Genomic DNA, 21,462 nt, shown 5'->3' on the forward strand with positions numbered 1-21,462 from the left:
CTCAGCTCACCCTGCCCCTTGATGGTCAGGTAATAGGCAATACCACGCTCCAGCCGCTTGACCTGATTCAGGCCGCAGTTGTGGGCGATGTCGGTTGCTTTGGAAGACCAGGGGGAGATAGTGCCGGGGCGGGGGGTAACAAGAAACAGCTGACCGCTGGGGGTGTGTTCGGAGATGGTCGGGCCGTAGCGCAAGAGCTGGCCCAATCTCGCTCGCTCGGGGGGCGACAGGGGGCTCGTCAGCTCGGCAAAGTGCACATACTCGGCATAGACATCCTCTATCTCTACTCCGCTCTCTACTCCACTCTCGTTTCTCATCTGTGCGAAGCGTTGCAGCAGTTTTTGGACACGAAAATCAGACAGTGCTGGGGCACCACGCAAGATATCCATATGACCTTTCTCACCAAGTTTTAAAGTGGGGGGGAATTGAGACGCGCGTATTATAGGGATCTGACTTACAGCGGACAAACGTTTTTCTCACTTGGTGCAGTGTGACTCGGTCCACACACTCTGGTATAAAGGTGCCTCTTTTTTGACTAATGCCGATTTTTTCAACAAAGGTACTCACCTACTTGCGATGCATTTTTCGACTGTTTATCGGGCTGATGTTGCTGCTGACTCTGGTTGGCTGCGACTTCTATAGCCCCTCCAGCCAGCTGGAGCAGATCCGCCAGCGAGGCGAGATCCGGGTTGGCACCATCTATGGTCCCACCTCTTATTACCAGCGTGACGACCTCGCCCAGGGGTTCGATTACGAGCTGGCGCAAAACTATGCCGACTGGCTGGGGGTGAAGCTCACCATCATCCCGGTCGACACCACTGACCAACTGGTCGCGCTGCTGAAAAAGGGCAAACTCGATCTGGCGGCGGCCGCCATCATGGTCACCCCCGAGCGACGCGAGCTGTTTCGCTTCGGACCGGGCTTCTACCAGGTCTCCCCCAAGCTGGTCTACCGCAACGGCAAACCCAAACCAGCCTCGTTGGATGAGATCAAGGGCAAGCTGGTGGTGGCCGCCGGCTCCACCGGTGAAGACCTGCTCAAAGAGATGAGCAAGACAAATCCCAAACTGGCATGGAGCACCAGCCACAATGCCGATGTGGAGGAGCTGCTCAAGCAGGTGGTGGATGGCAAGATTGACTACACGGTGGTGCAGGATACCGTGCTGGCCCGTACCCAGCGCTACTACCCCGAGCTCACCGAGGGGCTGACTCTGGCCCAGAAGCAGACCGTCGCCTGGGCCATGAGCAAGCTGCCCGATGACAGCCTCTATGCCAGCGTGATCGACTTCTTCGGTCAGCGCTTCATGGATGGAGCCATCGCCAAGCTGGACGAGAAGTACTTCGGCCATGTGCAGAACTTCGACTTTGTCGATACCCGCACCTTCCTGCAGCGCGCCAAGAGCCTGCTGCCCAAGTACCAGCCGCTGTTCCAGACCCACGCCAAGAATATCGACTGGCGCCTGCTCGCCGCCATCAGCTATCAGGAGTCCCACTGGGACCCGCAAGCCCGCTCCTACACCGGCGTGCGCGGCATGATGATGCTGACCGAGCCCACCGCCAAAGCGATGGGGGTCAACGATCGGCTTCATCCGGAAGAGAGCATCAAGGGTGGCTCCCTCTATCTGCAACAGATGATGGAGAAAGTGCCGGATTCGGTGCCCGATGACGAGAAGGTGTGGTTTGCCCTCACCGCCTACAACATCGGCTACGGCCACATGATGGATGCCCGCCGCTTGACCAGGGAGCTCGGCAAGAATCCCGACGCCTGGAGCGACGTGAAAGAGGTGCTGCCGCTGCTGCAACAGGCCCGCTGGCACCGCAAGGTGCGTTACGGCTATGCCCGTGGCAGCGAGGCGCGCAACTATGTCAACAACGTGCGCCAGTACTACCAGAGCCTGCTGTGGCTCGACAACGAGCAGCAGAAGGCGCACCAGCGGGAGAGTCTCGACAACGACAGCGAGCCCGAGCTGGCCGAGCGCCCCACCGCCATCGCCGAAGTGGTCAATCAGATCACCATGCGCTAACAAGCCATTATTCGGCTGTTTTCACGTAAACTTCTCTGTTACCATCCGATTACATCGGAGCCTATCCGAAATCGCATTGTTTTCATTATGTTGAGAGATTAAATAACAGCAATTTCGGATGGGCTCCATCAATAACCCAAGGCCGGGATGGCCACCCAGTTGGGAGGAGACCAAGATGCAAAAACGTAGAAAAATCAGTCTGGTCAGAAAAGCGAAGAGCGGCTGGAGCCCCAGACGCAAACTCAAGCTTAATGACATCAAGCGCAACCTGTGGCGCAGAAATCGATCGTATACCCTGCTTATCGCAGAGCACACAGCATAAACCCGGCATTAGCCGGGTTTTTTATCTTCATTGTCGCCTGACTACCGTCTTACAACAGCGCCGCCTTGAACTCTACCGCCCGTTTGGAGATCAGCGAGTTGCAGTGGTTGCAGAAGTAATCCACCGCACCGCACGCCTTGAGACGCTCCAGCTCCTGCTGGCAGGTGGGACAGATGGCCGTGACGCGAACGTGGGCCTGACACTGGCCACAGGTCTGTTCCTTGCTGCGGGTATCCAGTTCAGCCTGGCATGATGGACAAAGCAGGGCTTCCATTGTCGACTCCTCATAAAGTGAACCTGCGATGGGCTTGCCCATGGCGGGTTCCCCTCCCCGCCGGACCTAACGCCACTGCAGGGGGAATAACAAAGCGGCTGCCGGTGAGGGCAGCCGCCAGGGCTTATTTCTTCTTCATCTTCAGCAGGCGTTTGCGCTGACGCTCCTGACTCAGAGTCAGGTTGTTCTTCTTGCCTTCAAACGGGTTGACCGACTCCTGGAACTCGACCCGGATCGGCGAGCCCATGATCTTGAGGGACTTGCGGAAGTAGTTGATCAGATACCGCTTGTAGGAGTCCGGCAGGTCGTTGAGCTGGTTGCCGTGGATCACAATGCGCGGCGGGTTGTAGCCACCGGCGTGGGCATACTTCAGCTTGACGCGGCGACCGTTGACCATCGGCGGCTGGTGATCTTCCTGCGCCATCTGCATGATGCGGGTCAGCATCGCCGTGCTGGTACGACGGGTGGCGGACTGGTAAGCCTCCTGAATGGATTCAAACAGATGGCCGACACCGCTGCCATGCAGGGCGGAGATGAAGTGGACGCGAGCGAAGTCGATGAAGCCCAGACGTCTGTCCAGCTCGTTCTTCACATCCTCTTTCACCTTCTGATCCAGACCATCCCACTTGTTCACCACCAGTACCACGGAGCGGCCGGAGTGGAGCACGAAGCCAAGGATGCTCAAGTCCTGATCGGTGATGGTCTCCTGAGCGTCGATCACCAGCAGGCAGACGTTGGCATCTTCGATGGCTTTCAGGGTTTTGATGACGGAGAACTTCTCCACCGTCTCATGCACCTTGCCACGACGACGCACACCGGCGGTGTCGATGACCACATACTTCTGCTCGTCACGCTCCATCGGAATGTAGACGGAGTCACGGGTGGTACCGGGCATGTCATAGACGATGACCCGATCTTCACCCAGCATGCGGTTGGTCAGGGTGGATTTACCGACGTTGGGACGACCGACGATGGCAAACTTGATGGGCAGGTCGGCAAACGGGGTCTCTTTGGTATCTTCCTTGGTGTCCAGATCACCGGCAGCTACCATGCGCAGCAGGGCTTCTTCGTCGAAGTCCTCCTCTTCCTCATCCTGCGCATCTTCATCGGTAGCCGCGTCGACCAGGGTCTCCAGATGGGGAGCCAGAGCCAGTTCCAGCAGACTCAGCACGCCACGACCGTGGGCGGCCGCGATCTGGTAGACCTCGCCCAGCGCCAGACCATAGAACTCGGAGACCGCGGAGTCACCGTCGATACCGTCGGTCTTGTTGGCCACCAGAAATACCTTCTTGTGGGCCTTGCGCAGGTGCTCGGCGATGGCTTGATCCGCCGCGGTCAGACCGGCACGGGCATCCACCATGAACAGCACGACATCCGCTTCCTCGATGGCCAGCAGGGATTGCTCGGCCATCTTCAGCTCGATCCCCTCTTCGGTACCATCGATACCGCCGGTATCGACCACGATAAATTCCAGCTCGCCCAACTTCGCCTGACCGTATTTACGGTCCCGGGTCAGACCGGGAAAATCGGCAACCAGGGCATCCCGAGTGCGGGTCAAGCGGTTAAACAGGGTGGATTTCCCCACGTTGGGGCGGCCCACCAGGGCTACTACAGGAGTCATAAAAGCCTCATTCTCAAGACGACAAAGGCTCCGGGTCCGAAGACCAGGAGCCGGATATTCACATTATCGGACGATCAAGGACGCTTGAGGGCGTACAACTTGCCGTCACGGCTCTGCACATACAGGGTCTCGCCATCCACCAGCGGGGCGGCGTAGAGACCACTGCTATCGAGCTGCTGCATCGCCTTGATGGTACCGTCGGTACGATCAAGCCAATACAGGTATCCTTCCACATCACCCACCACCACATAGTCACCGAAGATGACAGGTGCAGTGACGGTACGATTCTCCAGCTGGGTGTTGGACCACAGCTCAAGACCGTTGCGACGATCGATGGCAAACAGATGGCTGCGACTGTCGGTCAGCACGATGGCATTGCCAGTCATCGCCAGATCGCGATAGCCGGAATACTTGCGCTTCCACACTTCGTCGCCAGTCATCAGCTTGCGCGCCATCAGCTGACCGTTGTAGGCGATGGCATAGAGCTCATCACCGGCAATCAGCGGGCTGGCATCAACGTCGACCATACGGTCAAGTTCGGTGGCACCGCGCGGATCAGCCACTTTGGACTGACGCACCGGCTGGCCGTTGCTCAGCAAGGCAATGCCCACCTTGCCATCGGCACGGCCGTAAATCACGGCGCCGTTGGTGATCACCGGCGCACCGGCACTGCGCAGGGTCAGCGGCGGCTGCTCTTCGGAGAGCGACCACTGCATCTTGCCTTCGTCAGTGTCGAGGGCGATCAGGCGACCAGATGTGGTCAGCACCACCACGCGGCCATCTTCCACCGCCGGGCTCGCCACCACTTCGCCGGGCACATTGGTCTGCCACAGCACTTCGCCATTCTCTTCGTTCAGGGCGTAGACTACCCCGTTCTCGGAGCCGAGGAACAGCTTGCCGTAACGGGAGACCAGACCACCGGAGAGGCGGGCACTGCGCTTGTCGGCGTTGACCGGCAGATCGGCCAGATCGACGGTCCAGAGGCGATCGCCACTGGCACGGTCAAAGGCACTCACATCACCGTCACGGGCCGCCGCGTAGATGCGCTCCTCTTCCACCACCGGCTTGAGCTGGGAGTAGAAGTCACCGATGCCATCACCCACGGTAGATGACCATGCGGTGTCGGCAGTGAAGGCAGACTCAACCTTGGGCAGCGGCGCCATCGGGTTGAGATCCTCTTCCGAACTGAACAGGGAGCAACCCTGCAGGGCGAAGGAGACCGCAGCCCCCAGCACCACCATCTTGAATAGATTACGCATCCGGTGCCTCACCAGTCGCAACGGCTGGCAGGGCCAGATCGTCCATTTTCAGCTTCAGTTCCTGACTGCCCTGCAGGCCGCCAGCATCCGCCGCCGCCTGATAGGCATCACGAGCCTCTTCGGTCTTGCCCTGCTTTTGCAGCACATCGCCACGGGCTTCGGCTACCTGCGCCTTGAAGGCCTCATTCTGGATGGTCGCCAGCTTGGCCAGCGCTTCGTCCGCCTTGCCCTGATCACTCAGCACACGAGCCAGACGCAGGGCCGCAATGGGACGAATGCTCTCGTCACCGGTGGTGGCCACCAGATCCAGCTGCTCGGCAGCCAGATCCAGCTTGCCCGCCTTGACGGCAGCAGCAGCCAGTTGCAGGGCGGCCAGCTCACCGTAGGAGTCACCCTTGTTGGCAGTGACAAACTGCTGTGCCTGCTCGAAACCGGCGGCATCGCCCTTGGCCAGCTGTGCCATCACCTGATTGTAAGCCTGGGAGGAGGCCTCCATGGTCTCTTGCTGGTGCTGGTTGTAATAGCGCCAGCCGAACAGACCGACCAGACCGATCACGGTCCCGGCAATCACCGAGGTCCCGTTCTCTTTCCACCACTCCTTGATAACTTCAACCTGTTGTTCTTCGGTGGTATAGACTTCCACAGCTTACTCTCCTTTGGCTGCCAGCAGGGCAATGGCGGCGTCAACCTTGACGGTCTGTTGCTCGGCCTGACCACGCAGATATTTGATAGTGATCTCCCCGTTTTGCACCTCGGTTTCACCAAGGATCAGGGCGATTGCCGCGCCGCTCTTGTCGGCACGTTTGAGTTGTTTCTTGAAGTTGCCACCACCGCAGTGGCTCATCAGGCGCAGGTCAGGCAGGGCATCGCGCAGACGCTCGGCCAACTGGAAGCCAGCCTGCTCGGTCCCCTCGCCCACCATCGCCAGATAGACATCCACCGCCGGGCGGATATCGGCGTTGAGCTCGAGGGTCTCCAGCATCAGCACCAGACGCTCCATGCCCATGGCAAAGCCCACGGCCGGGGTCGGTTGACCGCCCAGCTGCTCCACCAGACCATCGTAGCGACCACCGGCACAGACGGTGCCCTGGGCACCCAGACTGCTGGTGACCCACTCGAACACGGTCAGGTTGTAGTAGTCAAGACCACGGACCAGACGCTCGTTCACTTCATATTTGATACCGGCAGACTCGAGCAGGCGCTTGAGCCCCTCGAAGTGGGCCAGGCTCTCTTCGCCCAGATGGTCGAACAGACGCGGGGCACCCACCAGAATGGCTTGTACCTTCTCATCCTTGGAGTCGAGCACCCGCAGCGGGTTGCTGTACATGCGGCGCTGGCTCTCTTCGTCCAGCTGATCCTTGTACTGCTCCAGATAGGCCACCAGCGCATCGCGGTAAGCGGCACGCTCGGCGCTCTGGCCCAGGGTGTTGAGCTGCAGGGTCACATGTTCGCTGATGCCAAACAGACGCCACAGGCGGTGGGTCAGCATGATCAGCTCGGCGTCAATATCCGGCCCGTTGATGCCAAACAGCTCGACACCGAACTGGTGGAACTGGCGGTAACGGCCCTTCTGGGGACGCTCGTGACGGAACATGGGGCCCATGTACCACATCCGGCGTTCCTGGTTGTAAAGCAGACCGTGCTCGATACCGGCACGGACGCAGCTGGCGGTCCCTTCCGGACGCAGGCTCAGGCTGTCGCCGTTGCGGTCTTCAAAGGTGTACATCTCTTTTTCGACCACGTCGGTCACTTCACCGATGGCGCGCTTGAACAGATGAGTCTGCTCGACAATCGGCATGCGCACTTCGCTGTAGCCATAGCTGGCAACGACCTGGCGCAGGATCTGTTCAACCTTCTGCCATACCGGGCTCTGCTCCGGCAGGCAATCATTCATACCGCGAATAGCTTGGATCTGTTTTGCCACGTTGATACTCGAGAAAAAGAGGTAAAATTTGGCCGCATTATAGGGATTTTCCCCCCCAAGGTAAAATCAGGGAATCCGGATGCGGGATTTAAAATCAGTCACCTGGAAAAAGGGCCACCCGATGTGGCCCCGATTTGCTCAATCCTTGTCCATCAGGATCCGGTTGGCGGGATCCATCATGGCAGCCCGGGCGCGAATGCGTCGCTCCAGTACCGGAATCAGATCCTTGTTGTCGAGCCGATCGACCCGCTGGCCCCCTTCATAGAAGGCACTCTTGTTGGCGGCACCCGCCAGACCAAGGTCAGAGACCAGCGCTTCGCCCGGACCATTCACCACGCAACCGATGATGGAGACATCCATCGGAGTGATGATGTCTTCGAGCCGCTCTTCCAGTGCATTGACAGTGGCGATCACATCGAACTCCTGCCGTGAGCAGGAGGGACAGGCGATGAAGTTGATGCCACGGGAGCGAATGCGCAGGGATTTGAGGATATCGAAACCGACCTTCACCTCCTCCACCGGATCCGCCGCCAGCGAGATGCGCAGGGTATCGCCGATGCCGTCGGTGAGCAGCATACCCAGACCAATGGCAGACTTCACTGCACCGGCACGGAAACCGCCCGCTTCGGTGATGCCCAGATGGAGCGGCTGCTCGATCTGCTTGGCCAGCAGGCGATAGGCGCCGACCGCCAGGAACACATCGGAAGCCTTGACGCTTACCTTGAAGTCCTGGAAATCGAGGCGATCGAGATAGTCCACGTGACGCATGGCGGACTCCACCAGCGCTTCGGGGGTCGGCTCGCCGTACTTCTCCTGAATATCTTTCTCCAGCGACCCGCCATTGACCCCGATACGGATCGGGATATTGAGGTCGCGCGCGCAGTCGACCACCGAACGCACCCGCTGCTCGTTGCCGATATTGCCCGGGTTGATACGCAGGCAGTCAGCACCGTACTCGGCCACTTTCAGGGCGATACGATAGTCGAAGTGGATATCGGCGACGATGGGAATGCGGGTCTGCTGTTTGATGAGGCGGAAGGCTTCCGCCGCTTCCATGGTGGGCACGGAGACACGGACGATATCGGCACCGACCCGCTCGATCCGCTGGATCTGCTCGACGGTCGCAGCGACATCGGTGGTCTTGGTATTGGTCATGGTCTGCACGGTAATGGGAGCATCGCCCCCAACCGGTACATTACCAACCATGATCTGTCTGGATTTACGACGAATAATGGGAGATTCGTGAGCGGACATGAGAAACAGGTTACTCCTGCGGCAGTGAGAAGCGGGCAGTACGGCCGTTGTTGTAACGGCTCATATCAAACGACTGCCCCTTGTAGTCGAGCTTGACCGCCATCGGCGCACCGACGATGAACTTCAGGGGCTCAGCGCCTTCCAGCACCAGCTCGTCGTTGGCCTTCTTCAGACCGCTGAACAGGGTCTTGCCGTTAGCATCCTTCACATCCAGCCAGCAATCGGCGGTGAAGCTCATCTTCAGTTGCGGCGCCTTGGCCGGATCGATGGCCACGTCGTCGGAGCCCGTCGCCACCGCGCCGGATGCCGCAACATCGGTCGCAGTGCCAACAGCCGCGCTGACATCGGTCAGAGCCACGGCAGCAGAGGCCGGCGCCAAGGTGGCAGTCGCCTCGGAAACCACCGCAGGGGCAGTCACGTCGGTGACGGCAGGTGCGACGGCAGCCCCTTCCACCGGATCGGTGTTGATTGCATCGGGCGGAGTGAGAGCGGGCGCAGCCGGAGTCGAGCTGGTTGCACTCATCTCGGTGGCCGCCAGGGCTTCATCACCGGCGGAGCGACGTGCGGTACTCTGCCACCACCAGGCGACCGAGAGCGCAATCAACACCAGGATCACCAGCCAGGTCACCAGCTTGAGCCGACTGTCGTTGGCTTGCTGGCGGGAGCGACGGGAGAAACTCTGCATGTCGATATTGTCGGGAGGGGTCAGACCCAGCTTGTCGTAAGCGGCCAGAATGGTCTCGTCAGGGATCCCGACCAGCTTGGCATAGGTACGCAAATAGCCCCGGATAAAGGTATGGGACGTGTGTTTGTCGTAGGTATCCGATTCGATAGCGGCGATCAGGGTCAGACGAAGGTGAATGCGGGACGCAACCTGTTCTCGTGTCCAGCCGAGCTGTTCACGGGCGTTGCGCAGCAATTGGCCTGGGCCTACTGCCTGGGAGTCGTCTTGGAAATCGTGTTGCTGTTCAATAGTCATTGGCTAAATAACGCTTGGCTTGTTGCGAAGTGGGATATTGCCTTACCAGCTCAGTCCCGAATTGGTGAAGTAATGCCGGCTTGTCCATCGCCTGTGCCAGCCGAAGTCTCAACCAGAGACTCTCCTCGTTCTCGTCTGACACTTCGGAAAAACGGGCGAGGTAGGACTGCACATCAGGCAGCTTGCCATCTTTCATGGAAAGCTCGGCCAAGTCCAGCAATAACCCTGGATTGCGGGGATTATACCCCAAGGCCAGGCGATAGTACTCGCCTGCTTTATCATTTCTGCGATTTTGCAGCGCACAAAGGGCCGCATTTTCATAGGTATCGGCAATTTTTACATAGCCTGGCTGAATAACAGCCTGGTTGAACGCCTGATCCGCCTCGGCATACCGGCCGCGATCACAGAGGAAGGCGCCATAGTTGTTCATTGCGTCAGCATTGGACGGATCCATGGCAAGGGCATTCTTGTAATGAGTTTCGGCCGCCTTGAAATCCCCTACCTTCTGATAAAAGTAGGCAAAACCGATCTGAACCTGAGGATTGGAGGGGTCATACTGGAGGGCGCGGTCAAGATTGAACTTGGCCTGCTCGGCATTGCCCTGACGCAGGTACTGGATACCCAGGTCGAGGCGGGTTTGGGCGGCAGCCTTAAGGTCGGGACCCACTTCACGCTGGGTCGAGTTCTGGCCAGCGTAAGTGGTCTCGGTCACACAGCCTGGCAGCGCGCAGAGCGCTGCCACTACGATCAATGTACGTGTATCCATTCCCTGTCTATACAATGGCTTAGCATTTAAACCATTTTGACGGAAATCCCATCCTGTTGCATCCGATTTTTGATAGTTCGCTTGGTACGGTCAATCACGTCACCCACCAGCTGACCACAGGCGGCATCGATGTCATCACCACGGGTCTTGCGGACAATCACGGTGAAACCGTACTCCATCAGCACCTTGGAGAAGCGATCGATACGGCTGTTGCTCGGCTTGCCATAAGGGTTGCCCGGGAAGGGGTTGAACGGGATCAGGTTGATCTTGCTCGGGGTATCCTTGAGCACCTTGGCCAGCTCGTGGGCATGCTGCATATCGTCATTGATATGATCGAGCAGCACATACTCGACGGTCACCCGACCACCATTGGCATTGGACTTCTCGAGGTAACGACGGACACCGGCGAGGAACTCCTCAATATTGTATTTGTCGTTGATCGGCATGATCTCTGAACGCAGCTTGTCGTTCGGGGCGTGCAGGGAGATGGCCAACGCCACGTCGATCTGGTCACCCAGCTTGTCCAGCGCCGGTACCACGCCAGAAGTGGAGATGGTCACCCGGCGCTTGGAGATACCAAAACCGTAGTCATCCATCATCAGACGCATGGCGGGCACCACGTTGGCGAGGTTGAGCAGCGGCTCACCCATCCCCATCATCACCACGTTGGTGATGGGGCGCTTGCCACCGACCACGCGGGCAGCACGCCACACCTGACCGATGATCTCGGAGACTTTCAGGTTGCGGTTAAAGCCTTGTTGAGCCGTGGAGCAGAACTTGCACTCCAGCGCACAGCCCACCTGGGAGGAGACGCAGAGGGTCGCGCGATCATCTTCCGGGATGTAGACGGTCTCGACTTCCTGATCACCCACCTGCAGGGCCCACTTGATGGTGCCATCGGCAGAGCGCTGCTCGCGGCTGATCTCGGGCGCCTTGATCTCGGCGATCGCCTTGAGGCGCTCTTTGAGCACCTTGTTGACGTTGGTCATCTGATCGAAATCATCACACCCAAAGTGATAGATCCACTTCATTACCTGATCTGCCCGGAATGGCTTCTCGCCCAGTTCGACGAAAAAGGCACGCATGGCATCCCGATCAAGATCCAGCAGGTTGATTTTTGTTTCGCTCATCAATGGCCTCAGTTCAAACACTTCATCAATTATTGGCTGACGACGTCAGGGGGCGGCATTGTACAAATAATGGGTCTGGCTTTCCACCTGGAGAATAGAGGGATATTGCGTAAACGGCGAAAACAACAAAGGGAGCCGAAGCTCCCTTGCAGGTATCAGTCGCGAGATTAGTCGCGGGAGCAGAGCTCGTTTTCGCTAAAGAAGTAAGCGATTTCACGCTGGGCAGAGGCAAAGCTGTCGGCCCCGTGTACCGCGTTGCGGTCGATGCTCTCACCGAAGCAGGCACGCAGGGTACCGGCCAGGGCTTGCTCGGGATTGGTCAGCCCCATTAGGTCACGGTAACGCTGAACGGCATTTTCCCCTTCCAGCACCTGCACCATGACCGGACCGGAGGTCATAAAGGTCACCAGCGCATCATAGAAAGGACGGCCTTGATGTTCGGCGTAGAAGCCAGCGGCCTGTTCGCTGGTCAGACGCAGCATTTTGGCGGCAACGATGGTCAGGCCAGCGCTTTCCATGCGGTGGTAGATCTCGCCGATCAGGTTCTTGCTGACAGCATCCGGTTTGACGATAGAGAAGGTACGTTCGATGGCCATTGATATCTTTCCTTAACTACAGAGATTTATTGTTAGAATCCATGTTCGCTGGCGATTATACGTAAACAAAAACCGGAAAAACACACAAACAAGCAACTTTTTATTAAACATCACTCCCTTGCAATCAACATCCACGCTCATCTTGACCGAGCAGAGCCGGAAAATATGTGCGCTTGCGCACGATAGTTACCTTAAGCCGCCAAAACCCCATCTTTTGCTCACTATTCGAACAACATGAAAAAGGCACCCGAAGGTGCCTTGTCTCGCTTATTTGGCTTCCGCCAGCAGGGCCCGCGCTATGGTACGCATCCCCAGGGTATTGGCTCCCGGCGCCCAGAGGGCATCGCCGTTGTCACTGAAGCAGGCAGCCAGATCGATATGCAGCCAGCCCATCCCGTCATTGGCAACGAAACGGGAGAGGAAGCCCGCCGCGTTGGAGGCGCCACCCGGCCCGCCCCCCTTCACCGGACGGCTGTTGGCCGTGTCGGCGTAATGGGAGGGGCACTGCTGACGGTGCCAGGGCTCCAGCGGCAGCGGCCAGGCAGGCTCCTGCTCGGCATCGGCATAGGTCATGGCCCGGCTCACCAACCCCTTGTCGAGGCCAAACAAGGCATTATAGCGCCCACCCAGCGCCATCACGGCGGCACCGGTCAGGGTGGCGGCATCGATGATCAGCGGTGCGCCGCTGTCGCTCGCCAGTTGCAGGCCATCGGCCAGCACCAGCCGCCCCTCGGCGTCAGTATTCACAATTTCGACCGTGGTACCGTTCTTGTAAGTGAGGATATCCCCCAGCTTGTAGGCATGGCCAGAGACCAGGTTCTCGGCGCAGCAGAGGATCAACTTCACACGCTTGTCGAGCCCGCGCAGCATGGCCAGCGCCAGCGCGCCGGTGACAATCGCCGCCCCCCCCATGTCGCACTTCATGGTGAGCATCCCCTCGGAGCTCTTCATGGAGTAGCCGCCGGAGTCAAAGGTGATCCCCTTGCCCACCAGGGCTGCCGCCACCGGCGCCTTGGGGTCACGCCCAGGATTGAAGTCGAGCTCCAGCAATACCGGTTCACGCGCACTGCCGCGGCCCACCTGATAGAGACCGACCCAGCCCGCCTGTTGCAATGCTTCGCCTTTCAAAATGCGATGGCTCACCTTGTCCGGCGCCAGCTCGGTAATAAAGGAGGCCGCTTCCACTGCCAGCTCCAGCGGGCCCAGCTGCTCCGGAGTGGCATTGGTCATCTCGCGCACCCAGCGACCACAGAGCCAGCGTGCTTCCAGCTCTTCCCGATCCTCTTCCGAGGACATGGCCCACTGCAGTTGCACCTCCACCTTGGGAGTTTGCAGCCCCTGGGCAAAGGCCCACTGCTGCTCGCGCTCCCAGTGGCCAGCCAGGGTCACTTTCTGGATCCCTTGCTGGCAGAGACGACGGGCCGCCTGCTGGATATCGAGCAGCGGATTGGCCGTCACCAGATGGATCACCATGCCATCGGCGCGGTGAGAGAGCAGCGCCCCCTCCCCCCACTCGGCCGGTGCAAATTCACGGCTCAACCAGACATTCATGCGGTCACCTCCTGCAGCCAGCGTGCGATAGTGCGCAGACCGTGGCCCTTGGCACCGGTCGCCCAGAGATCATTGCCCGATTTTTGATAGGAGGCCGCCAGATCCAGGTGTACCCAGCCCTTGCCCTCATCGCGCACGAAGCGGGAGAGGAACGCAGCAGCCGTGGTCGCACCGGCCGTGCCTTCGGCTGAAGCAACGTTGCCCAGATCGGCAAAGGCCGAGGTGAGCTGGCTGGCATGCCAGGGCTCCAGCGGCAGCGCCCACGCCTGCTCGTTTTCAACCTTGGCGGCAGCCAGCGCACGCTGCTGTTCGGTCTCATCGAGGGCAAACACCGCATTGTAATCGCGCCCCAGCGCCATCTTGGCGGCGCCGGTCAGGGTGGCAGCGTCAAGAATATAAGCCGCGCCACTGTCGGAGGCCGCCATCAGGCCATCGGCCAGCACCAGACGACCTTCCGCATCGGTGTTCTGGATCTCGACCGAAATGCCGTTCTTGTAAGTGAGTATGTCGCCCAGCTTGAAGGCGTTGCCGGAGACCAGATTCTCGGCGCAGCAGAGAATGAGCTTCACCCGCTGGTTCAGGCCGCGACTAATGGCCAGCGCCAGCGCGCCGGTGACCATGGCGGCGCCCCCCATATCGGACTTCATCGGCAGCATGTTGTCAGAGGACTTCATGGAGTAGCCACCGGAGTCGAAGGTGATCCCCTTGCCCACCAGCGCCGCGACCACGGGCGCATGGCGATCACCGGTCGGGTTGTAGTCGAGCTCCAGCAGCACCGGCTCGCGCTCGCTGCCACGGCCGACCGACCAGATGCCGATATGGCCCGACTCGCGCAGCGCTTCACCGGCGGTGATGCGAGCAGTGACCTGATCCCCGGCCAGACCACGAATGAGCAACAGGGCAGATTCCGCCAGGCTCATGGGGTAGATCTCTTCCGGACAGCCATTGGTGATGTCACGTACCCAGCGGGCCGCCTTGAACAGCGCATCCAGTTCGCGGGCATCCGCGTCGCTCTGCTGGCCAAAATCCAGTTCACGCGCCCCCTTGGCGGCGTAGAACCCCTGGGCGAATGCGTAGCGACGCTCCAGATCCCAGCCCTCACCGGCCAGCGTCACCCGCTTGATCCCGCTCGATTCGAGGCGACGGGCGGCGCGCTGAACGGTGCGCAGGAGATCCTTCTCCTGACCGGCAGCACCGAGATGGATCAGTGCCTCGTCGCCATTGAAACTGAGCTGGGCGCCCTCGCCCCAATGGGCGGCCGCAGCCTGGGTGGATAACGCTACCTTCATCATGTCAGCCATCGTGTTTGCTTCCTTTTTACTGGCACTATGTATAAGCACTCTTTATGGGAAAGAGCTTATTGGCAAAGAGAGAATAACGAATACAAAAAAGGCCGTGCCCCAAGGGTCACGGCCTTCCACCATATCACTGAAGCACCACAGGATGCTGCACGTGCAATTCACTCATGTGTAATTAATGGCGTTCAGAGGCGAGGTTCAGGGTGTACTTGGGCAGTTCCACCACCAGATCCTCGTCTGCCAGTTTTGCCTGGCAGCTGAGGCGCGATTCCGGCTCCAGCCCCCACGCCTTGTCCAGCATGTCGTCTTCCAGCTCGTCGCTTGGCTCGAGAGAGTCAAAGCCCTCCCGCACCACGCAGTGGCAGGTAGTGCAGGCACAGGACTTCTCGCAGGCGTGCTCGATCTCGATACCGTTGCGCAGCGCCACATCCAGAATGGTCTCGCCGCTTTGCCCCTCGAGGGCTGCGCCATCCGGACAGAGTACCGGATGAGGAAGAATGATCAGTTTTGGCATATTACACCTTGTTGACGTTTTGTCCGTTCAGCACCTTGCGGATGGAGGCATCCATCCGGCGCGCTGCAAACTCGCCACTGACAGCATCCGCCGCCTCAATGGCTTCTTTGATTTGATGGGTTGCGCCGCTGTTGCGCATGGTCAGCAGATGGGCGATGGCGGCATCAATCTCGGCACGTTCGGCAGCACTCAGCAACGCATCGCCATCGGCGGCCAGCGCCGCATTGAGGCTCTCGACCACCCGGTCGGCTTCAACCTGCTGCTCGGCCAGCATGCGGGCATCCATATCCTGCTGGGCGTTCTCGATAGAGGCGCTCAGCATGCTGAGGATATCCTGCTCCGCCAGCCCGTAAGAGGGCTTGACCTGGATCTCGGCCTGCACGCCGGAGGATTTTTCCATGGCACTGACCGACAGCAGACCATCCGCATCCACCTGGAAGGTGACGCGAATATGGGCGGCACCGGCAGCCATCGGCGGAATGCCGGTCAGGGTAAAGCGGGCCAAGGATCGGCAATCGGCCACCAGCTCGCGCTCACCCTGTACCACGTGGATAGCCATGGCGGTCTGACCATCCTTGAAGGTGGTGAACTCCTGGGCGCGGGCCACCGGAATGGTGGTGTTGCGCGGGATCACCTTCTCGGCGAGGCCACCCATGGTCTCCAGACCCAGTGACAGGGGGATAACGTCGAGCAGCAGCATCTCGGCATCGGGCTTGTTGCCCACCAGAATGTCGGCCTGGATGGCGGCGCCGATGGCAACCACCTTGTCCGGATCGATGCTGGTCAGCGGTGTGCGCTGGAAGAACTCGCCCACCAGTTCGCGCACCAGCGGCACCCGGGTGGAACCACCGACCATCACCACTTCCAGCACGTCCAGCGGCTCAAGATCCGCATCACGCAGGGCGCGGCGGCAGGCCAGCAAGGTCCGTTTCACCAGCGGGGTGATGAGTTGGTCAAAGTGACTACGGGTCACACAACCCTGCCAGCCTGCAAAGGTGCACGCCACCTGCTCGGCATCGGTCAGGCCGTGTTTAACGGCAGCGGCCACATCCAGCAGCTCGCGCTGCAGATGGGCATCCAGATCGCCGGAGAGGCCAGCCTGCTCCTTGATCCAGTCCGCCAGCAGGTGATCGAAGTCATCACCGCCGAGGGCCGAATCGCCACCGGTCGCCATCACTTCAAACACGCCGCGATGCAGACGCAGGATGGAGATATCGAAGGTACCGCCCCCCAGATCGTAAACCGCGATCACCCCTTCCTGACCGGAGTCGAGGCCATAGGCGATAGCGGCTGCGGTCGGCTCGTTGAGCAGGCGCAGGACGTGCAGACCGGCCAGACGGGCCGCATCCTTGGTGCCCTGACGCTGGGCATCGTCGAAATAGGCGGGCACGGTAATGACCACGCCGTCAAGATCGCCACCCAACGAGGCGGCGCCTCGCTCGGCCAGTTTTTTGAGAATTTCGGCCGACACCTGTACCGGATTGACCAGCCCCTGACGGGTTTGCAGTTGCGGCATGCCATTGTCGGCGGCAACGAACTGGTAAGGCTGCTGGCGGGTATCGATATCGGCCAGCGCCTTGCCCATCATCCGTTTGACCGAGACGATGGTGTTATGAGGATCGAGTGCCGCTTCACGCTTGGCATCAATCCCCACGCGAATGGCGTCGCTTTGATAGTGCACCACCGACGGGAGCAGATCGCGCCCTTGCTCATCGCAAAGGGTATCGGCGTGACCGCTGCGAACCGCAGCGACGAGAGAGTTGGTGGTACCGAGATCGATGCCGACGGCACGTTTGTGCTGATGAGGAACAGCGCTCTGGCCGGGTTCGGCGATTTGCAGTAATGCCATGGGTAATGAAACTTCCAGCGTTAAAGGATCAAGACTCGAGAAGCGAGTCTTCGAATCGTTCCAGCTCTTCGAGGAGCTTGTCGACAAACTTGAGTTTGCGAACGCAATCAGCGGCAACGAGATCTTTACCGGCGGCAAGAGACTCGGTCAGCTGCTGCATCAACAACTGGTGATCATGCCTGATCTCGCTGCGAAAATCCTTGATGGCGCCCTCAGGGTCAGCATCATCTTTCAGATCGGCCAGACGCTCGCGCCACTCCAGCTGCTGCATCAGAAAAGCGGTATCTTGCAGGGTCTGCTGTTCGCCACGGATATCAGTGCCACGCAGGGAGAGCAGATATTCGGCACGGCGCAGCGGCGCCTTGAGGGTGGTGAATGCTTCGTTGATCTGGGAGGCACGTTGCACCGCAGCCAGCTGCTCCCGCTCGGGGGCGGTGGCAAAACGATCCGGGTGGAATTGGGTTTGCAGCTGGCGGTAGGTATCAGCCAACTGACGGGTATCGAGCTCGAAGCCTTCAACCAGCCCAAACAGCTCGAAATGATTCATGCAAACCTCTTGGAAACGTTCGCCATAACAACACGCTCAGGTGCTGGAGATGGCATTGTTGAACTGGTCGATGGCGACCAGTTCAACTGGCAGGACACACACAGTGTCCCGCCTGTTAGACACTGAAACTTTCGCCACAACCACATTCGCCCTTGGCGTTCGGGTTGTTGAACTTGAAGCCTTCGTTGAGGCCCTCTTTGGCAAAATCCAGCTCGGTGCCATCCAGATGGATCAGGCTCTTGGCATCGACAATAATCTTGACGCCTTGCTGCTCGAATACCTGATCCTCATCGGTCAGTTCATCAACGAACTCAAGCACGTAGGCCAGGCCGGAACAGCCGGTGGTCTTGACGCCGAGGCGCAGGCCAATGCCCTTGCCCCGGTTGGCCAAAAAAGAGGAAACCCGTGCCGCGGCGGCATCTGTCATGGTAATAGCCATACTGCTCTCCGGCGCTTAGAGACCTTTCTTCTGCTTGTAATCGGCGATGGCGGCCTTGATGGCATCCTCGGCCAGAATGGAGCAGTGGATCTTGACCGGTGGCAGGGCCAGCTCTTCGGCGATATCAGTGTTCTTGATGCCAGCCGCTTCGTCCAGAGTCTTACCCTTGACCCATTCGGTCACCAGCGAGCTGGAGGCGATAGCTGAACCGCAGCCGTAGGTCTTGAACTTGGCATCTTCGATGATGCCTTCATCGCTGATCTTCAGCTGCAGCTTCATCACGTCGCCACAGGCGGGCGCACCGACCATGCCGGTCGCGATGTTGGGATCATTCTTGTCGAAACCACCGACGTTGCGAGGATTCTCGTAGTGGTCGATTACTTTTTCACTGTAAGCCATATATAACTCCTGCTAATTCTGTTGCTCACTGACCCGGTGGATCAGTGATGAGCCCATTCGACCGTGTTCAGATCGACGCCGTCTTTGTACATCTCCCACAGGGGGGACATTTCGCGCAGACGACCGATGGAGTCACGAATAAGCTTGACCGCGTAGTCAATCTCTTCCTCGGTGGTAAAGCGACCGATGCTGAAACGGATGGAGCTGTGTGCCAACTCGTCGTTCAGGCCCAGTGCGCGCAGCACATAGGAGGGCTCCAGGCTGGCTGAGGTACAGGCAGAACCGGAAGAGACCGCCAGATCTTTCAGCGCCATGATGAGGGATTCCCCTTCCACATAGGCGAAGCTGACGTTGAGGTTGCCACTGACGCGCTGCTCCAGATCACCGTTGAGGTAAACGGCTTCGATATCCTTGAGGCCATCCCACAAACGCTGACGCAGGGTCATCACACGCTCGTGCTCGCTGGCCATCTCTTCCTTGGCGATACGGAAGGCTTCTCCCATCCCGACGATCTGGTGAGTCGGCAGGGTGCCGGAACGCATGCCGCGCTCGTGACCACCACCGTGCATCTGGGCTTCGATACGCACACGCGGCTTGCGGCGTACGTAGAGCGCGCCGATCCCTTTCGGGCCATAAATTTTGTGGGCGGACAGAGAGAGCAGGTCAATCTTCATCGCTTCAACGTCGATCTCGACCTTGCCAACACTCTGGGCCGCATCCACGTGCAGCAGCACCTTGCGGGAGCGGCACAGTTCGCCCAGCCCCTTGATATCCTGGATCACGCCAATTTCGTTGTTCACATGCATCAGGCTGACCAGAATGGTGTCGTCACGCATGGCGTTCTCGATCATCTCGAGGGTGAACAGACCATTGGGCATCGGCTCGAGGTAAGTCACCTCAAAGCCTTCACGCTCCAGCTGACGGCAGGTATCGAGTACCGCTTTGTGTTCGGTCTTGGAGGTGATGATGTGCTTGCCCTTGCTGGCATAGAAGTGGGCAACGCCCTTGATGGCCAGGTTGTCGGATTCGGTCGCACCGGAGGTGAAGACGATCTCGCGCGGATCGGCACCGATCAGCTCTGCCACTTGATTACGGGCCAGATCTACCGCCTCTTCGGCTTGCCAGCCAAAACGGTGAGAACGGGAAGCCGGATTGCCAAACAGGCCATCCATGGTGAGACACTGCATCATTTTTTCTGCGACACGCGGGTCCACCGGACAGGTTGCCGAATAATCAAGGTAAATAGGCAGTTTCATGTTTTTCTCCGTCACAGTCCGGGTCATACAGAGTCCCGCTGTGGAAAGCACGTTTATAGTTGGACTTTCAAGCTCACATCGCCGTGTTCTGCCCGTTCAACCAGGGACAACACGGTCTTCATTTGTTCATCTTGCTTGCCGGCAATCCGGCGCACATCGGCCTGGCGTACCAGCTCGGCCAGGGTGATATCCCCGAGAAAGCTGGAGATCCGCTCGCTCAGATCACGCCACAGGGAGTGCGTCAGACACTGGGTACCGCCGTGGCAGCCGCCCTTGCCGAGGCACTTGGTGGCATCGACCGACTCATCGACCGCGGTGATCACCTGACCGACCGAGATTTCGTCCGGCGCCATGCCGAGGCGGTAACCGCCGCCCGGGCCACGCACACTGCTCACCAGACCATGTTTGCGCAGGCGGGCAAAGAGCTGCTCGAGATAGGACAAGGAGATGCCCTGACGCTCGGAAATATCGGCAAGGGGGACGGGCCCCTGCTCTGCATGCAACGCCACGTCGAGCATGGCGGTTACAGCGTAACGTCCTTTTGAAGTCAGTCTCATGTGCCTTACCGTCTTGCGAAGCAATTTAATGGGGCACATGGTCACATACCCGACCAAATCAGTCAAGTATATGGTTGAGTAAATCAGTCGGATTAATCCGGTACCCGCGTTTTCTGCACCGAGGTCAAAATCCCGCGCAGAATGTTGAGCTCCGCCGCTTCCGGCCGAGCCCGATTGAACAAGCGACGCAGCTTGCTCATCACATGACCCGGATGATCATCGGCAATAAAACCGGTCTTCATCAGGGTTTGCTCCAGATGCTGATAAAACCCTTCCAGCTGGGCGGCACTCGGATAGGCCATCTCATCTTCAGGCTCGGCGGCCTGCCCCTGCAGCCAGCGCATCCGCACTTCGTAACAGAGGGTCTGCACTGCCATCGCCAGATTGAGGGAGCTGTAATCAGGATTGGCCGGAATGGCCACATGGTAGTGGCACTTTTGCAGCTCGTCGTTGGTAAGGCCGGTGCGTTCACGGCCAAACACCAGCGCGACCGGGTGCTTCATCCCCTCGACCACCGACTTCTCACCAGCTTCACGGGGATCGAGCATGGGCCAGCTCAGGGTACGGGAGCGGGCGCTGGTGCCAATCACCAGACCACAATCGGCAATCGCGTCGTCCAGCGTCGGGACGATACGGGCATTGGCAAGCACATCACTGGCACCTGCCGCCAGGGCGAAGGCATTGTCATCCGGCAAGGATTGCGGATCAACCAGTACCAGCTGGGTCAACCCCATGGTCTTCATGGCGCGCGCCGCAGACCCCATGTTGCCGGTATGAGAGGTGTTTACCAAAACGATACGAATTTGATCCAACATGCCCAGTCAATCTTCAGTCAAAAATAGCGCGCAATTGTAACATAAGAGAGCACAATGTTGGCACCGTAAAAGGCGAGCCATTTCAGAAC

Annotated in this window: 23 protein-coding genes; 2 read left to right on the top strand and 21 right to left on the bottom strand. The window is 59.2% G+C overall.

The window, feature by feature from the left end:
* A partial coding sequence (locus LD28_RS0105810) for a hypothetical protein (RefSeq protein WP_033136063.1) occupies positions 1-389 on the bottom strand: 389 nt, incomplete at its 3' end.
* Between the two features lie 149 nt (positions 390-538).
* Between LD28_RS0105810 and mltF the strand changes: the two genes are divergently transcribed.
* Both mltF and LD28_RS23535 read left to right on the top strand, forming a co-directional pair.
* Positions 539-2,023: a membrane-bound lytic murein transglycosylase MltF gene (mltF, locus tag LD28_RS0105815; protein WP_033136064.1), complete on the top strand. Its 1,485-nt coding sequence runs from the start codon at positions 539-541 to the stop codon at positions 2,021-2,023.
* Positions 2,024-2,198: 175 nt separating this feature from the next.
* The gene (locus LD28_RS23535; protein WP_167334782.1) at positions 2,199-2,345 is read left to right on the top strand and encodes a hypothetical protein; all 147 of its coding nucleotides are present in this window, start codon (positions 2,199-2,201) and stop codon (positions 2,343-2,345) included.
* Between the two features lie 49 nt (positions 2,346-2,394).
* On the opposite strand, the gene LD28_RS0105820 is transcribed toward LD28_RS23535, so the two are convergent.
* The 20 genes from LD28_RS0105820 to trmJ all read right to left on the bottom strand — a co-directional run bounded on the left by LD28_RS0105820 (position 2,395) and on the right by trmJ (position 21,373).
* Positions 2,395-2,619 carry a zinc ribbon domain-containing protein gene (locus LD28_RS0105820; protein ID WP_033136065.1) on the bottom strand — a complete coding sequence of 75 codons (225 nt, stop codon included), beginning with the start codon at positions 2,617-2,619 and terminating at the stop codon, positions 2,395-2,397.
* 124 nt (positions 2,620-2,743) lie between these two features.
* Complete coding sequence (gene der / locus LD28_RS0105825) at positions 2,744-4,240, bottom strand: ribosome biogenesis GTPase Der (RefSeq protein ID WP_033136066.1); 1,497 nt, start codon at positions 4,238-4,240, stop codon at positions 2,744-2,746.
* A gap of 74 nt (positions 4,241-4,314) precedes the next feature.
* Complete coding sequence (gene bamB, locus LD28_RS0105830; RefSeq protein WP_033136067.1) at positions 4,315-5,499, bottom strand: outer membrane protein assembly factor BamB; 1,185 nt, start codon at positions 5,497-5,499, stop codon at positions 4,315-4,317.
* Complete coding sequence (locus LD28_RS0105835; protein ID WP_033136068.1) at positions 5,492-6,142, bottom strand: YfgM family protein; 651 nt, start codon at positions 6,140-6,142, stop codon at positions 5,492-5,494. Before LD28_RS0105835 ends, bamB begins: the two co-directional genes overlap by 8 nt.
* Positions 6,143-6,145: 3 nt before the next feature.
* Positions 6,146-7,423, bottom strand: coding sequence for a histidine--tRNA ligase (hisS, locus tag LD28_RS0105840; protein ID WP_033136069.1), 1,278 nt, complete (start codon positions 7,421-7,423; stop codon positions 6,146-6,148).
* Between the two features lie 138 nt (positions 7,424-7,561).
* The gene (ispG, locus tag LD28_RS0105845) at positions 7,562-8,677 is read right to left on the bottom strand and encodes a flavodoxin-dependent (E)-4-hydroxy-3-methylbut-2-enyl-diphosphate synthase (RefSeq protein WP_033136070.1); all 1,116 of its coding nucleotides are present in this window, start codon (positions 8,675-8,677) and stop codon (positions 7,562-7,564) included.
* A 10-nt stretch (positions 8,678-8,687) separates the two neighbouring features.
* Positions 8,688-9,656, bottom strand: a complete 969-nt coding sequence (gene rodZ, locus LD28_RS0105850; RefSeq protein ID WP_033136071.1) for a cytoskeleton protein RodZ — start codon at positions 9,654-9,656, stop codon at positions 8,688-8,690.
* Positions 9,646-10,437: a PilW family type IVa pilus biogenesis/stability lipoprotein TapF gene (tapF, locus tag LD28_RS0105855; RefSeq protein WP_156120122.1), complete on the bottom strand. Its 792-nt coding sequence runs from the start codon at positions 10,435-10,437 to the stop codon at positions 9,646-9,648. The genes rodZ and tapF overlap by 11 nt, the downstream gene beginning before the upstream one ends.
* A gap of 11 nt (positions 10,438-10,448) precedes the next feature.
* Positions 10,449-11,552 carry a dual-specificity RNA methyltransferase RlmN gene (gene rlmN / locus LD28_RS0105860; RefSeq protein ID WP_033136073.1) on the bottom strand — a complete coding sequence of 368 codons (1,104 nt, stop codon included), beginning with the start codon at positions 11,550-11,552 and terminating at the stop codon, positions 10,449-10,451.
* 167 nt (positions 11,553-11,719) lie between these two features.
* Entirely contained in the window at positions 11,720-12,148 is a 429-nt protein-coding gene (gene ndk / locus LD28_RS0105865; RefSeq protein ID WP_033136074.1) for a nucleoside-diphosphate kinase, read from the bottom strand.
* 267 nt (positions 12,149-12,415) lie between these two features.
* On the bottom strand, positions 12,416-13,699 hold the full coding sequence (gene pepB / locus LD28_RS0105870; RefSeq protein WP_033136075.1) for an aminopeptidase PepB: 1,284 nt from the start codon (positions 13,697-13,699) through the stop codon (positions 12,416-12,418).
* Positions 13,696-15,000 carry an aminopeptidase PepB gene (gene pepB, locus LD28_RS0105875; RefSeq protein ID WP_033136076.1) on the bottom strand — a complete coding sequence of 435 codons (1,305 nt, stop codon included), beginning with the start codon at positions 14,998-15,000 and terminating at the stop codon, positions 13,696-13,698. Before pepB (LD28_RS0105875) ends, pepB (LD28_RS0105870) begins: the two co-directional genes overlap by 4 nt.
* Positions 15,001-15,172: 172 nt before the next feature.
* Complete coding sequence (fdx, locus tag LD28_RS0105880) at positions 15,173-15,511, bottom strand: ISC system 2Fe-2S type ferredoxin (RefSeq protein ID WP_005333808.1); 339 nt, start codon at positions 15,509-15,511, stop codon at positions 15,173-15,175.
* A 1-nt stretch (position 15,512) separates the two neighbouring features.
* Positions 15,513-17,360, bottom strand: coding sequence for a Fe-S protein assembly chaperone HscA (gene hscA, locus LD28_RS0105885; RefSeq protein ID WP_033136077.1), 1,848 nt, complete (start codon positions 17,358-17,360; stop codon positions 15,513-15,515).
* 28 nt (positions 17,361-17,388) lie between these two features.
* Positions 17,389-17,907: a co-chaperone HscB gene (gene hscB / locus LD28_RS0105890; protein ID WP_033136078.1), complete on the bottom strand. Its 519-nt coding sequence runs from the start codon at positions 17,905-17,907 to the stop codon at positions 17,389-17,391.
* Positions 17,908-18,022: 115 nt separating this feature from the next.
* A complete protein-coding gene (gene iscA, locus LD28_RS0105895) occupies positions 18,023-18,346 on the bottom strand; it encodes an iron-sulfur cluster assembly protein IscA (protein WP_033136079.1) in 324 nt (107 codons plus the stop codon).
* A 15-nt stretch (positions 18,347-18,361) separates the two neighbouring features.
* Positions 18,362-18,745, bottom strand: a complete 384-nt coding sequence (gene iscU / locus LD28_RS0105900; RefSeq protein ID WP_033136080.1) for a Fe-S cluster assembly scaffold IscU — start codon at positions 18,743-18,745, stop codon at positions 18,362-18,364.
* Between the two features lie 41 nt (positions 18,746-18,786).
* Positions 18,787-20,001, bottom strand: a complete 1,215-nt coding sequence (locus LD28_RS0105905; RefSeq protein ID WP_033136081.1) for an IscS subfamily cysteine desulfurase — start codon at positions 19,999-20,001, stop codon at positions 18,787-18,789.
* A 53-nt stretch (positions 20,002-20,054) separates the two neighbouring features.
* Positions 20,055-20,558 (bottom strand): Fe-S cluster assembly transcriptional regulator IscR, encoded by a 504-nt coding sequence (iscR, locus tag LD28_RS0105910; protein ID WP_033114496.1) that lies wholly within the window; start codon positions 20,556-20,558, stop codon positions 20,055-20,057.
* Between the two features lie 92 nt (positions 20,559-20,650).
* Entirely contained in the window at positions 20,651-21,373 is a 723-nt protein-coding gene (trmJ, locus tag LD28_RS0105915) for a tRNA (cytosine(32)/uridine(32)-2'-O)-methyltransferase TrmJ (RefSeq protein ID WP_033136082.1), read from the bottom strand.
* Between the last annotated feature and the right edge of the window lie 89 nt (positions 21,374-21,462).

It is taken from the genome of Aeromonas finlandensis, from assembly GCF_000764645.1.
GTDB classification, from domain to species: Bacteria; Pseudomonadota; Gammaproteobacteria; order Enterobacterales; family Aeromonadaceae; genus Aeromonas; species Aeromonas finlandensis.

Excerpts from the sequence above, each read along its gene's own strand:
- mltF (WP_033136064.1), top strand. The coding sequence starts at position 539 with ATGCCGATTTTTTCAACAAAGGTACTCACCTACTTGCGATGCATTTTT.
- LD28_RS23535 (WP_167334782.1), top strand. The coding sequence starts at position 2,199 with ATGCAAAAACGTAGAAAAATCAGTCTGGTCAGAAAAGCGAAGAGCGGC.
- LD28_RS0105820 (WP_033136065.1), bottom strand. The coding sequence starts at position 2,619 with ATGGAAGCCCTGCTTTGTCCATCATGCCAGGCTGAACTGGATACCCGC.
- der (WP_033136066.1), bottom strand. The coding sequence starts at position 4,240 with ATGACTCCTGTAGTAGCCCTGGTGGGCCGCCCCAACGTGGGGAAATCC.
- bamB (WP_033136067.1), bottom strand. The coding sequence starts at position 5,499 with ATGCGTAATCTATTCAAGATGGTGGTGCTGGGGGCTGCGGTCTCCTTC.
- ispG (WP_033136070.1), bottom strand. The coding sequence starts at position 8,677 with ATGTCCGCTCACGAATCTCCCATTATTCGTCGTAAATCCAGACAGATC.
- rodZ (WP_033136071.1), bottom strand. The coding sequence starts at position 9,656 with ATGACTATTGAACAGCAACACGATTTCCAAGACGACTCCCAGGCAGTA.
- rlmN (WP_033136073.1), bottom strand. The coding sequence starts at position 11,552 with ATGAGCGAAACAAAAATCAACCTGCTGGATCTTGATCGGGATGCCATG.
- ndk (WP_033136074.1), bottom strand. The coding sequence starts at position 12,148 with ATGGCCATCGAACGTACCTTCTCTATCGTCAAACCGGATGCTGTCAGC.
- pepB (WP_033136075.1), bottom strand. The coding sequence starts at position 13,699 with ATGAATGTCTGGTTGAGCCGTGAATTTGCACCGGCCGAGTGGGGGGAG.
- pepB (WP_033136076.1), bottom strand. The coding sequence starts at position 15,000 with ATGGCTGACATGATGAAGGTAGCGTTATCCACCCAGGCTGCGGCCGCC.
- fdx (WP_005333808.1), bottom strand. The coding sequence starts at position 15,511 with ATGCCAAAACTGATCATTCTTCCTCATCCGGTACTCTGTCCGGATGGC.
- hscA (WP_033136077.1), bottom strand. The coding sequence starts at position 17,360 with ATGGCATTACTGCAAATCGCCGAACCCGGCCAGAGCGCTGTTCCTCAT.
- hscB (WP_033136078.1), bottom strand. The coding sequence starts at position 17,907 with ATGAATCATTTCGAGCTGTTTGGGCTGGTTGAAGGCTTCGAGCTCGAT.
- iscA (WP_033136079.1), bottom strand. The coding sequence starts at position 18,346 with ATGGCTATTACCATGACAGATGCCGCCGCGGCACGGGTTTCCTCTTTT.
- iscU (WP_033136080.1), bottom strand. The coding sequence starts at position 18,745 with ATGGCTTACAGTGAAAAAGTAATCGACCACTACGAGAATCCTCGCAAC.
- LD28_RS0105905 (WP_033136081.1), bottom strand. The coding sequence starts at position 20,001 with ATGAAACTGCCTATTTACCTTGATTATTCGGCAACCTGTCCGGTGGAC.
- iscR (WP_033114496.1), bottom strand. The coding sequence starts at position 20,558 with ATGAGACTGACTTCAAAAGGACGTTACGCTGTAACCGCCATGCTCGAC.
- trmJ (WP_033136082.1), bottom strand. The coding sequence starts at position 21,373 with ATGTTGGATCAAATTCGTATCGTTTTGGTAAACACCTCTCATACCGGC.